This is a genomic window from Pedobacter sp. SAFR-022 (assembly GCF_051965375.1).
GTDB lineage: Bacteria > Bacteroidota > Bacteroidia > Sphingobacteriales > Sphingobacteriaceae > Pedobacter.
Window position 1 is genome coordinate 40,731 of record NZ_JBQCME010000005.1, and the last position, 13,192, is coordinate 53,922.

The window sequence follows — 13,192 nt, forward strand, 5'->3', positions numbered from 1 at the left end:
TGTGCGAAAGTTTAGGTCTAAGCTGCAGCGGAATGCCGATACTTACAAATAAACGCAAACGACCTAAAAAAATTCCAAAAAGTTAATATTCAGGCACTTACACCTGTAAAGAATCGCTACTTATCGCAATTTGATGGTAAATTTTACGCCAGTGTGCAGGTAGAAAATCGACTAGTGTTCGATCGCCTTTTTCAGGAATGCACCGGAGGCAATTGCCTTAGCGATCGGGATTGTAGCAGCCTTCATTTGCACATAATCTGCCTGTTGCAGCGTATTAAGTATTTCAGGAAGCTCGACCAACGAATTGATTGTTATACCCAGCCCGTAATGATGTATAAAGTCGCCAATGGCAGAGGATGTTGGCGCAATCAGTGGAATACCAGCCACCAAATAGAGTGAAGCTTTATGTGGGTTATTGTATTGCAGGTATCTGCCAAGGGGACCAGTACAGGCATCTACCGCATCTCCATCCCAGATCAGTCCAAAAGCGGCATTGAGCTTTGCAGGTAATTCATTTGCATGGAAGCAACCTGCCCAGGTCATGCAGGATGAGTTTGGCAATTCCTCGTAACCCGGACCATAAAGGACAAAGGAAATGCCTTGTACCTGATCTAGTTTTTTCAGGAAGACACTTTTGCCCAGGTTCCCTGCGAAGGCTACGCGTTTGTATTTAGAGGCTAATGTCTCAGCGTTCATGGAATAATTAATATGCTCCTGCAACCAAATTTCCGAAACATGCCGTTGCTCCAGTGCCTTCCACACGTTATCTGGCATCAAATAATCAAATAAGCAAAGCGGACGCATTTCGACATTCAAATGGTTATCCGTCAAGAGCGCTTTCATCCGGGCATTATGTACAATTATCCGGTCAAAAGCACTTAAGCGCAGCAATTCTTCTTCTAATGTCCAGGCATGGTGTACCTGTCGCAGCGAATCCAGGTCATGCAAGAGGCAGATCATGCGACAGTTTTTATGGCGCAACAAACGCACAAAATACTTCAACCACTTATTGATGCCGAGTAGCGGATATTGCAGCAATACCTCATCACCAGGTTTCAACAAAGCATATAATCGCCATAAATGCCTTAGAAACCTCATTAAGTTTAATAGTGGGTGTTTGTTGTTGTAGATCGGCACATCAAAATGCTGGTAGCCCAATTCGGCCAGTATAAAACTACAGTCTGCCGTTGCTTTAGACCCAGCTGTTTGGTTCAGCACATCTGCATAATACATCCGGAGCTGGTACTTCATGATTATGTTCAAGCCATGATGTCCTGAAACATCTTTTTAATAAATAATACGGCCACTGCAAGAAAGCCAAATAGGACCATGCCTTTGATGAAGCTGCTGATCTTGCCGGGCACAGATTTATACAGTGGAAATTTGGGATAGTCCACCACCTGAATCAGTGGTGTTTCCCTTAACAAGCTCATCTTAGAGAGCTCCAGGTTCTTAACCAATTCCCCAAGTATCGCCCGGTTAGTCTCTGCGCTGAACTGCGAACGCTGTATGGGTGCATTCCGCTGTAGCTGCCTGGTAGGATTCAGGTTAGGTGTTGCATCCGCCACGGCAGCAGCACTGTAGATCTCTCGATTCATGTCTTGCCGGATGGAATCCGTTTTCGATTGTAAAATCTTGACATTCGACATTGACTTCCGCGTTTTCGTCTGGACATAAAATTCGTTCACGTTGAACACAATCATGTCATTAAAAGCCTTGGCAAAAAATTCGTCTCCAGCATTTACATCTACACGGATGATGCTGTTTTTATCGGGTTTATTCACCACCAAGTAGTTCCTGTTGATATCATCTGCAATATCCTGTAACAGGCTATCCTGCAAACGCATCTTTGATTCCGGTAGTTGCAGCCAATCGGCCTGAAACTTCAAGTCTTGCAGGTGTTTCTTCTCCGCCCATTGCTCCCTTAGGTGGTTGACATCTACATAGCGATCGATCAGCAGCATTTTTTTGCCACGATAGGATACCTCAGAGAGTAATGTTTTTTCAATCATGGTTCTGGAGCGGTAAAGCTCCAGAATGTTGTTGCCTTGGAATATGCCGCCGCCCGTGTTCAAGTCGAGACCGATCATGGAGGCGATACCTGCATACTGACCAAAATTGCCCGGATTGTCGCCGCTTTCCAGTACAAAAGTCGTCGTGGCGGTATATATTGGTTTTTTCCAGAAAGCATAGGCAAGCCCGAGTAAACCACCAAACAAGGTCAGCAGTAAAATCTGGAGCCCTTTTGAAAATAGAAAGTTGTAGTAATTGCCGCCAAGCACAATTAATTCCTTAATAGAAATCTCGTTGTTCCCAGACGTCGAATGTTGCATATGTTCCGGCTTCATACAAATATTGTTATCGTTTACACTATCGTAGTAAGCTCACGACGATCGCTGCCATACTGGCGACTGCCGTTCCAATACCGATCCAGCCTTGTGGAGTTAATCTTTCATTTACCGCGCGTTTAGGGACCAGGATCTCTGCCCCTGGCTTCACCTTTGGATAGTTGTTAAAAAATAAGAACTTTCTGGCAGACTGCACGGATCCATTAGCGTATTTGATGTAGGCACCACGACGTAAGGCCTTGCTGGTAAACCCGCCGGCACCATTAACATATTGTTTAAAGCCCTTTCCAGACGAAAAAACAATATTATTGGGGTTTAGCACTTCTCCTGTCACTTTCACGGTCTGCAACTGCTTCGGTATGCGAATTACATCACCGTCTTCGACAATCAGATCCAATTTAGATTTCGGATGTGCCAGGATGTACGGCAACTCGATACCAACTAGATCCGACTGGATCAGCTGCTGTTCCAAATTCATAGCGAGGGTATCTTCTACCCCAGATTGCTGCACCCGCTTAAGGTTGAGAAACTTTCTGGTTTCTTCTTCTTCATCCTCGACTAGATTTTTTTTCTGCTCCAGAAGTACTGGCATAGGACCCGGTCTCTTCAGAGAGGCGCCTTCCGCATAGCTGGTGGGTGTTAGTCCACCAGCACGTGCAATCAAGTCAGATATACGCTCATCCTTACGGCTGATGGTGTAAGTGCCTGGATATAGCACCTCTCCTTCCAAGGTCACCTGGCGTTGCACCTGGTAGCCCTCAGAACCACGTACGGCGACCACATCAAATGGCCTCAGAATAAAGCGTTGTTCAGCGAGTTTAAGGTTTGGGTCAATGGTAACGGTATACACTTCTGCAGTGCGTGCGGAAACAGAACTAGCATCACTGTTCTTAATTCGACGGGAAATTTCGATGCGATTAGGTGTTGCACCTTCCCTGAATCCACCCGCCATTTGGATCAGATCTTCCAGGGTCATATTTTCCGCATAAGCATAAGTTCCCGAATCCCTAACCTCGCCTTGGATCATAACCTTAAACTCATCTCTCAGATCGAACAAAGAAGATATAGTTACTCTATCTTCCCGCTGTAGTGGTATATCCATCGCCTGTCCGGCAAGTATTCCTGCTACATCGAAAGAGATCAGCGAAAGTGTATTGTCCAAATTCAGACGGTTGATGTAACCTCGGTTTAAAAAGGCATCCTCCTTCAAACCTTCGGCTTTGTTAATCAGTTCCCGGAGGGTAAGTCCTTTATCAAGTTCATAAATCCCGGGTCGGAATACCGCTCCGGCGATTTCCACACGGTTTTCGAACCGATCTAATATTTGTTCAACTATATATTTATCACCATTTTTCGGCTTATAGGTAACGAAGTCAGTAACCGGAATGTCCGCAATCCTCCGTTCTTTTTCAGTGTTTTGTAACACCTTAATACGGCCAGTATAAGCGCGAGTATTAAATCCTCCGGCAAAGTTGAACAGCTGTTGCAGGTTTTCAGTTTGCAGTAGTTCAAATAAAGCGGGGCGTTTTACCTCGCCAGCTACCTCTACGCGATTGTCATATAATGGAACATGGATAACATCTTGGTCCTGCAACCGGATGTTTCCTTTCTGAACCCCATTGATCAGAAAATCGTATGTGTCTATAGTACTTACTACCCGATTGTTCCGAATTACTTGGATCTTTCGAAAAGATCCATTCTCTGCCGGACCGCCCGAAGCATACAAGGCGTTAAAGACAGTTGCCAATGAGGGTAAAGTGTAAGTTCCCGGCCTAACGACTTCACCCGTCAGCACCACCTTTATACCACGTATGTTGCCGAGATTAACCGCTATACTGGAGCGACCGGTACGAAGTGCCGGATATGTCTTGCTCATGAGGCTTCGGATTTTTGAGCTGGCCTGTTCTATGGTTAGTCCCCCAACGGGAATAATGCCAACATACTGCAAACGAATGGTACCATCTGGGCTAACTGGCAATCGGTAATTTGCTTCATTATCTCCAGTCAGATCAATAAGCAACTCATCATCCGGTCCGATTATATAACTTTTCGGTGTCGCCATACGCAAATTCGGTTCGAAGGTGACATTGAGATTTCGAAATAGCTCGGCTCCAAAGACTTTTGCCTTAAAACTTTCGAATATGGAATGAAATTCCTGCCGTCGTTGCAATTCCTGGTTTCTTGTGTTTATTGCAAGGCTATCAGAAAAGTAGTCCTGATTTTGCCGGTTCAGACTGCCTGGATAATCGCCATTATATAGATTCTCATTATATGCCCGGCTTCTAGGGTCCTCGTGCGGTTGCCGGTTATTGTATGGGGGATTTGAGGCACTGGCGGTTGCAGCCCTACCAATCTCATCACTGCGAATCTTCTGCACGCGAATCCGTAGCTTTAGAATTTCATTTGGTGCTATTCCTTGAGCTGCAGCCATTTGCTCAAGTTGGGCATCATTGTAACCAATAGACTCAGCACGCTGTATCATCTGGCGGATTTGTGCATCGGTAAGTTCATCGATTCTAACATCAGAATACTGCTGCTGCGAAAAAGCCGGGGAAGCTAATGCCAGTATGAACAGCAAAAGTAAATTCAGGAATTTTCTTGAAACCATTTATGTTCAGGTAAGACAAATCTAAATTACCTATTAAAGATAATTTAAATATTTATAGTTTTACCTGAAGTTCAGGGGGTTAATACGCGTTTTCCTCACCCCTTATGGCATTTATAATAGTCATAAAGATAATCCGCACGTCTAAGGCCGTGGTCCAGTTTTCCAGATAGTAGATATCATATTTTACACGATTATCCATATCCTCAAGCAACCTGGTTTCGCCACGAAAACCGTTTACCTGTGCCCATCCGGTGATGCCAGGCTTCAGAAAATGGCGGACCATGAATTTGGAGATGATCTTCTTATACTCTTCTGTATGTTTAAGCATATGGGGTCTGGGTCCAACCACACTCATATTGCCGATAAAAACATTCAGGAACTGCGGCATTTCGTCAAGGCTGGTTCTTCGTAAAAAGGCACCTATTTTGGTTATTCTTGCATCATTCTTGGTGGCTTGCAGTTTATCGCTATCAGAATTTACAGTCATACTGCGGAACTTGTAACACCAGAAAGGCGTGTCGTTGCGGCCCGAACGCAGCTGTTTAAATAGTACAGGACCTTTACTCTCCCATTTGATGAGGATGGCCATCAAAGGATAGAGCCAGCTTAACACGAAAACGATCACCAATGAACTAAAGACCAAGTCAAAAAGACGCTTTTTAAACCGGTTCTTCATCTCCTCCAATGGTTCAACACGCAGCGTTATGATGGGAAACTCTCCACCCAAATAATCTATGGTATATGGCGAAGCGAGTGAGCCCCCTAGATCAGGAATGAATTTAAGTCGGATACATTGACGGTCTGCTTCATCTACCAAAGCACTTACTTCTGTCATACGATGAGGCGCCACGGCCACATATACATCTTGTACTCCAGCTCCGGCGGCCGCCTCAAATTTCTGTGATACCAGATCAGATACAATGCCGCCCTCTTCATTGTAAATGCTGTCATCATTACCCACAAAGCCATAGAAACTTAAGGTCTTTTGTTTTTGCAGATATTCTGAGATCCGAATTGCTGTGGCATTTGAACCCATCACGGCAACTTTTTTTGCAGCGTTGAATTTTGCCAAAAGCACATACTGAAAAGCGGTGCCTAAAAAGCGATTTAACAAGAAGGATATAGAAAGCAGCCCGTAGAAGATAAGCAGAAAGCTCCTCGAAAATTCGCTGTTCCTGGAGAAAAGCAAGAACACAGTGAATAAGATAAAGTGAAAGGCAATGCTACGCCAGGTTTCTCTATAAATACGCTCGAGTCGTCTAATGCCATATAGACTATAGAGGCCACAGAACATGGCGCTAAAAAACCAAATTAAATTGCAAACAATTACATAATTAGCATCAAGTTCATCATAAAGATGTTTGCCTAAGTGCTCGGTAATAAAGTAAGATAAAAAATAAACAGCATTAAGCATGATTACATCTGTAATCAGCAAAATATAACGCAGCAGATAGTTGTACCGGGTCTGTATGGCCATAAATGTATATACTCTTAAATAAAAACGCTTAATTCCGCGTCTTTGAGCGTCGTGCAATTATAGCAAAAAAAACGACTTTGAAAAGTCGGACCCGTACGGTTGTGTAGCTTATCGTGCGTTTGCGGTCGAGTAGCTGTGTTGTAGCGGTTGTACAATCGGACTGTACTCCAAATCGCTGCGCTTCCAGGCATTCATGCCACCAATGTTGTAGGTCTTACCTGCTTCTGCTTGATGAAAAAGAATATCTACGGCACAGGCTTTTTCTTCAACCCAAAACCATTCTGGAACTTCCTGCCCTTTGGTATAAACTGGAACAGTATTGTTGTTGGAAATATATTGTTGCGCAACCGAGGCGAATACAAAAGGGAAATCTGAAGATGCAAAGGTGTCTTCACAGGAGCTAACCAGTAAGTTCATACCTTTGTTATCATGGTATTCGCGCAGAATCAACTCCGCTTCAAAAAGATCAGAGCTGATAAGGAGAAAACGATGAGCGTCCTGGTGGGAACACCACTTGTTGTTTGCTACCTGCAAAAGGTTAGCCGTACCTTGGGTATTTTGCCCCGGTGTTGATGCAAAGTGAATAACCGAATCAAAGTTCTGAGCATCAAACAGGTTGTTTAATACGTCGATATCCGAAAGATCATTTAGTTCTACGAGTCTGTAATCAGTATAATACTTGGAAAACCAGCTAACTACCTGCTTTCCTATTTCGCCCGCGGTACCTGTTAATAATACGTTCATATTTCCTATGGTTTTTAAGGTCTGGAACTCGGCATCATTTACACTATCAACAACTGCTTTGCGCAATAAGTTTTTTGACGGTGGGAACTTCTGTAGAACCCCTTTCACAATTATACACAAAGATGTTATTAATACTTGTATAATAAAAATAATAAATGTGCTTTGCCGCAAAAAACAGTATTTACCGCAACGACATACCTTAAAAACAAAAAAGGCAGCTTAAAAAGCTGCCTTAAATCATCGTAAAAGCTATTTAAATGCTATGAACCAATGGCTTGAACAAAGAAGCCGATTTCACGCAGCTTTTTAACATCCAGCAGATTTCGCCCATCAAAAATCTTGGCAGGTTTAAGCATATTGTCATAGATCCGCTGCCAATCATAATCTTTAAACTCATCCCATTCGGTAAGTACTGCAATTGCATGGGTATCTTTACAAGCTTCATAAGGATCTGCAAAAACCGATACGCCTTGATGGTTTTCCTCAGCAGGTCTGGTATTTAGGTAATCCAGATCCGCGTGAATCTGTTTCTCCTCTACCTTAGGATCAAAAACCTTAATCCCGGCCTGCTCGTTCAGGAGCATGTCGGCAACATAGATTGCTGCAGACTCGCGGGTATCGTTGGTATCTTTCTTAAAGGCCCAGCCTAAGAATGCTATTTTCTTACCAGAAACCGTATTATATAATTTGCGAACAATATTCTCCGCAAAACGTCTTTTCTGGTGGTCATTCATAATAATTACCTGCTCCCAGTAATCGGCCACTTCCTGCAATCCGAAAGAGCGGGAGATGTAAACCAGGTTCAAAATATCCTTTTGGAAACACGAACCACCGAAACCTACGGAAGCCCTCAGGAATTTCGGACCAATACGGCTATCTGCACCAATGGCACGTGCCACTTCAGTTACATCCGCTTCGGTTTTTTCGCAAAGCTCAGAGATGGAGTTCATAGAAGAAATACGTTGTGCCAGCATGGCATTAGCAACCAGTTTGGAAAGCTCGGAAGACCAAACGTTAGTGGTCAGGATACGCTCACGAGGAATCCAGTTTGCGTAAATAGATACCAAAGATTCGATGGCTTCCTGACCCTCTTCAGAGCTATCTCCACCGATCAATACACGGTCAGGACTTAATAGATCTTCTACTGCAGTTCCTTCAGCAAGGAATTCAGGGTTAGAAAGGATCTGGAACTTAACGCCATTTCCGGTATTGTGCAGAATATCGCGAAGGGCCTCCGCAGTACGTACCGGAAGGGTTGATTTCTCTACTACAATTTTATCTTGTTTCGCCACCCTTGCAATCTGGCGGGCGCAAAGCTCTATGTATTTCAAGTCGGCGCCCATACCTTTACCGGCACCATAGGTTTTAGTCGGCGTGTTAACAGAGATAAAGATCATATCCGCTTCATCAATGGCTTTATCTACCTCAGTAGAAAAAAACAGGTTTCTACCTCGGGCTTCCGCTACCACTTCGCTCAAGCCAGGCTCATAAACTGGGATGTTCTCTGTATTTTCGTCATTCCAGGCCGCAATACGCGCCTCATTTAAGTCTACAACGGTAACTGTAATGTGTGGACACTGCTTGGCAATAACTGCCATGGTTGGACCACCTACATAACCTGCACCAATGCAGCAAATCTTTGTAATGTTCTTCATTGTCTATAATTGCGTTTTTTGAATAATGTTGTGGCTGATCGTAATAATTTTTCTAAGGTATCTGTAAAATCTGTTAAACCCAAAAAACCGGGTATCCAGGCTTTATTATGTGTATGATTTTGTGAAGCTGCTCTATAAATTTTGTTCCAGTCCGAGAATTTACAATTATTTCGTATAGAATAACCTCCGTTTGTAGACATGAGCACGGAATTCTCCACCTATGAAAACATCTTTACGGGCTCTACTTGTATGCAAGATCTAAATATTTGCCTATAATTCAAGACAAGATATTGTTCCCTTCCATCTAACCTGCTAATGGATGTAGCGTTTTTCCTAATTCACTACACAAAAGCTTGTACAATCTTCAAATGGGGCATTATTTTTATAAAAGAGGCGTATCTTTGATTAAGAGCAAAATTATAAGCAGTTCATCTTTATAAGCTGAACTACATACAACATATAAAATCTAAAACAGCAATTTTTCATGAAAAAAGCTTTAATTACGGGAATAACCGGTCAGGATGGCGCCTACTTGGCCGATCTGCTTCTAAAGAAAGGTTATGAAGTTCACGGCATCAAACGTCGTTCATCTTTGTTTAACACAGACCGTATCGATCATTTGTACCAGGACCCGCATGAAAGTCATCTACGCTTGGTACTTCATTACGGTGATCTGAGTGATTCGACCAACCTGATCCGGATCATTCAGCAGGTGCAGCCCGACGAAATATACAACCTTGGCGCAATGAGCCATGTGCAGGTAAGTTTCGAAACACCGGAATATACTGCTAATGCCGATGGGATCGGAACTTTAAGGATCCTGGAGGCTATTCGTATCCTGGGTCTTGTAAATAAAACAAAAGTTTATCAGGCTTCTACTTCAGAGCTTTATGGTTTGGTACAGGCCGTACCACAATCAGAAACTACCCCATTTTATCCACGTTCACCTTACGCCGTAGCGAAAATGTATGCCTACTGGATCACGGTAAACTACCGTGAAGCATATGGCATGTTCGCCTGCAACGGGATCCTGTTCAATCATGAAAGCCCGCTTCGTGGAGAAACCTTCGTGACAAGAAAGATCACCCGTGGTACCGCAAAGATTGCCTTAGGCATGCAGGATAAACTATATCTTGGAAATCTTGACGCCAGAAGAGACTGGGGTCATGCAAAAGACTATGTAGAAGCAATGTGGTTGATCCTGCAACAGGAAAAGCCTGAAGATTTTGTAATTGCAACTGGCGTGACCACTACCGTAAGAGATTTCATCAGAATGGCCTTCAGTGAAGTTGGCATTACATTGGAATTCAGAGGCGAGGGTGTGGATGAAAAAGGATATGTAGTGTCTTGCAATAACCCAGATTATCAGGTAGAAATCGGCAAGGAAGTTGTTGCCGTTGATTCACGTTATTTCCGTCCTACAGAGGTAGATCTACTTATCGGCGATCCGTCCAAATGTAAAGCGAAACTAAACTGGACACCTAAATACGACCTTGCCGCATTGGTAAATGACATGATGAAATCAGATGTGGAGAACTTCCAAAAAGAGCGCATGTTGAAAGATGCGGGCTACATTGTGAAGAACCAATTTGAATAATATACAATTGCAACAAACAATATTCAAAGATGCCGGCTGAATCAGCCGGCATCTTTGTTTTTTGGATAATGAACTATTTAGCGTCTTGGAATGCTTCGATCTGGAATACCCAGGCTTCCTGCGACGGAAGTCTGGCAAAATCAGCAGCTGCAAGTTCAACATGAAGCCTAGTTCCCTTGAGATTCTGCTTGACCTTAACCTTACTGCCCAACAAGCTTACCCTACCAACCTTTTTTAAACCATCAATGTAAAAACCATTGGCAGGCCACTTTTTCAGGAGCGCGAAAAGCGTATCCCCTTTCTGCGTAAATGCGATTTCATTGCCGGCAGCAGCACTAGCACCTGCCCATGCCTGTGTCCCATAGATTGCTTCTCCATTTACCTTCAACCATTTACCCATGTCCAATAGGCGTTCTTGCATCACCACTGGGATTAAGCCATTGGCCTGCGGACCAACGTTCAGCAGCAGGTTGCCCCCATTGCTTACCTTATCAATCAGCAGATCGATAAGCTGTTTGGAGCTGAAATAATCTTCCGCAGTTTCGAATTGATTATACCCGTATGAAGTACCAATGCCCCGGCTTTCCTCCCAAGGATGGGACCTTTTATCCCCTATGCCTTTTTCATCATGCACCAAGTCGTATTCCGTGGTATAATAGTCCCCATGTTTGCTGCGCGTTTCCTTACCCCAACGGTCGTTGACCACCACAGTCTCTTTCACTGGAGATTCATTGTACAACCAGGCCAGGAAACTTTCTGATTTGAGGTCCTTACTGGGGTAATCCCATTCCCCATCAGAGAAGATAATCTCCGGCTTATAGCGGTTCACCAGATCTTTCATCTGGGGGATCATGTGCGTATCCACCCATTGTTCGAGCGTAGCGGCGCTATACAGCGGCCGGTCCCATTCCAATAGGGAATAATAGAAGCCCATGTGCAGCCCTTTTTTCCGTACAGCTGCGGTAAGTTCGCCAGCCAGGTCGCGCTTAGGTCCAAGCGCAGCACTGTTGTAGCCATTGCTCTCCTTGCTTGGCCATAAAGCGAAGCCATCATGATGTTTGGAGGTCAGCACCACATACTTGGCACCGGCACGTTCAAACAGATCGGTCCATTGATCCGGATTGAAGTACTCCGCCTTGAACATGGGTACAAAGTCTTCATACTTAAAATCGGGCCCGTAGTACTTTTCATGATGGGCCATAAAAAGTTTGTTCTTGCTCAGCAGCCGGTTGGCATAATGCTCCGCATATTTCTCGTACACGCCTTCCACTTCATGTACCGGCGCATAGGCCGGCACACTATATACCCCCCAATGGATGAAGATTCCGAATTTGGCATCTTTCCACCACTGCGGGGTTTCCCGCTTATCTAACGAATCCCAGTTGGGCTGGTATTGGGCAAAACTGCTGCTCGGGCAGTTCATGAATATCAAAGCTGCTATCACAGCCAATCCGTTCTTTTGTCTAGTTTTCATAAACAGCTCAATGGAGTAGATTGATTTTAATAAATCTACAGAATTCCTTTTTTATCCGCCACCTTAAAAAGAGGCTTTAGCAGTACCTAGTTCTTGAAATGAAAGTTTGCAAACCGGATAAAGTTGCGCCATTCGTAGATCGTAAGATCATGGATCCCTGCCCGGTTATGATAAGCCAGATGCGTGTTCAGGATCGGCTGATTGATCGCTGGTGCTTGTTCCGGTAAGCGGGAAGACAGGCCATAAAGGGCATAGGCGGATTCCGCATGTTTAAGGGCTAGATAAGTCCCTGTAGGATCTGCCCAAAGATCTTCTGAGGCATTGGTCACGTAAAGTGGTCTGGGTGCAATTAAAGCCAGCAGCATGTGCTGATCAACCGGGAGCTCCGCCTCCCGATCATTAAACTGCTTATAGTTTGGGGTGAACCAATGCGGGAAGTTGGTGTTGATTACTTTAACGCTTTCACCGAAGTTCCGGCGCGAAAGTGCCGCCCCGGTGTTGCCCGAGCAATTGGAAATACAACTGGCAAAACGCTGATCCTGCGCGGCTGCCCAAAGGGCCGCTTTACCTCCACGGGAATGTCCAACAAGTATCACCTGATCAGCATTGACATCGGGATCTTGCTCAAAATAATCCATTATTCTGCTAGCTGCCCAAGCCCAGGCCCCGATCGCACGCATGCCATTTGCAGCCGCCAGTTGTTCCGGGTACAACCGCAGTACGCCGTTCATGAAGCTTTCCTTATCGTCTGGAGCGGCATCAGACACATGGAAGGCTGCAATCGCATAACCACTGTCGATGGCAAGTTCAGCGGGCCAGAAGCCACTTTTTACCCGCCTTGTCGGATCGGTATTTTCCTGCCCGCGATTGTTGATCAATAGAAAAGCAGGAGCCGCTTTCCTGAGGTGATTCGGCACAAACAAAATCAGGTTAATCTTAACCGATTGTCCACGATTGAACACCTCCACAGAGACTTTCTTCATGGTTGCTTTGCCCTGCATGGCCAATTCATCCTTCTCGACCAGCGAAAATTTTATATCCACGAAGTGTTTAGGCATTTGCCCATAGATATTCTCTTCGAAAAGATCAAGCAGCTGTTCCCGGTTGTTCTCCCAATCTGCCTTGTTGCGAATTTTGGCATGCTTGGATGTCCGGAGCACATCAGGCAATAAATAAGGTTTTACATTAGCCTCAACAAAATTAGCATCTGCCGGCCGCTGTGCACGTACAGCGATCATGAAAAGAATCATTGCAGTAAAAAGTACAAATCTTTTCATGATCTCTGTTTA

9 protein-coding genes are annotated in these 13,192 nt (G+C 44.5%); 1 reads left to right on the forward strand and 8 read right to left on the reverse strand.

Features of this window, described 5'->3' with window-relative positions; translation table 11 throughout:
- Nucleotides 1-171 precede the first annotated feature (171 nt).
- The 6 genes from ACTHQF_RS12880 to ACTHQF_RS12905 all read right to left on the reverse strand — a co-directional run bounded on the left by ACTHQF_RS12880 (nucleotide 172) and on the right by ACTHQF_RS12905 (nucleotide 8,832).
- A complete protein-coding gene (locus tag ACTHQF_RS12880) occupies nucleotides 172-1,251 on the reverse strand; it encodes a hypothetical protein (RefSeq protein ID WP_440430633.1) in 1,080 nt (359 codons plus the stop codon).
- A gap of 8 nt (nucleotides 1,252-1,259) precedes the next feature.
- Nucleotides 1,260-2,348 (reverse strand): Wzz/FepE/Etk N-terminal domain-containing protein, encoded by a 1,089-nt coding sequence (locus ACTHQF_RS12885; protein ID WP_440430634.1) that lies wholly within the window; start codon nucleotides 2,346-2,348, stop codon nucleotides 1,260-1,262.
- Nucleotides 2,349-2,370: 22 nt separating this feature from the next.
- On the reverse strand, nucleotides 2,371-4,956 hold the full coding sequence (locus ACTHQF_RS12890; protein WP_440430635.1) for an SLBB domain-containing protein: 2,586 nt from the start codon (nucleotides 4,954-4,956) through the stop codon (nucleotides 2,371-2,373).
- Between the two features lie 79 nt (nucleotides 4,957-5,035).
- Nucleotides 5,036-6,433 carry an undecaprenyl-phosphate glucose phosphotransferase gene (locus ACTHQF_RS12895; RefSeq protein WP_440430636.1) on the reverse strand — a complete coding sequence of 466 codons (1,398 nt, stop codon included), beginning with the start codon at nucleotides 6,431-6,433 and terminating at the stop codon, nucleotides 5,036-5,038.
- Nucleotides 6,434-6,541: 108 nt separating this feature from the next.
- Nucleotides 6,542-7,177, reverse strand: a complete 636-nt coding sequence (locus ACTHQF_RS12900; RefSeq protein WP_440430637.1) for a hypothetical protein — start codon at nucleotides 7,175-7,177, stop codon at nucleotides 6,542-6,544.
- Between the two features lie 260 nt (nucleotides 7,178-7,437).
- Entirely contained in the window at nucleotides 7,438-8,832 is a 1,395-nt protein-coding gene (locus ACTHQF_RS12905) for a UDP-glucose 6-dehydrogenase (protein WP_440430638.1), read from the reverse strand.
- Nucleotides 8,833-9,316: 484 nt separating this feature from the next.
- On the opposite strand from ACTHQF_RS12905, the gene gmd reads away from it, so the two are divergent.
- The gene (gmd, locus tag ACTHQF_RS12910; protein ID WP_440430639.1) at nucleotides 9,317-10,429 is read left to right on the forward strand and encodes a GDP-mannose 4,6-dehydratase; all 1,113 of its coding nucleotides are present in this window, start codon (nucleotides 9,317-9,319) and stop codon (nucleotides 10,427-10,429) included.
- 73 nt (nucleotides 10,430-10,502) lie between these two features.
- Here the strand turns inward: gmd and ACTHQF_RS12915 are convergent, their stop codons facing one another.
- Complete coding sequence (locus ACTHQF_RS12915; protein WP_440430640.1) at nucleotides 10,503-11,903, reverse strand: alpha-L-fucosidase; 1,401 nt, start codon at nucleotides 11,901-11,903, stop codon at nucleotides 10,503-10,505.
- An 86-nt stretch (nucleotides 11,904-11,989) separates the two neighbouring features.
- A complete protein-coding gene (locus tag ACTHQF_RS12920; protein ID WP_440430641.1) occupies nucleotides 11,990-13,180 on the reverse strand; it encodes a glucuronyl esterase domain-containing protein in 1,191 nt (396 codons plus the stop codon).
- Nucleotides 13,181-13,192 lie beyond the last annotated feature (12 nt).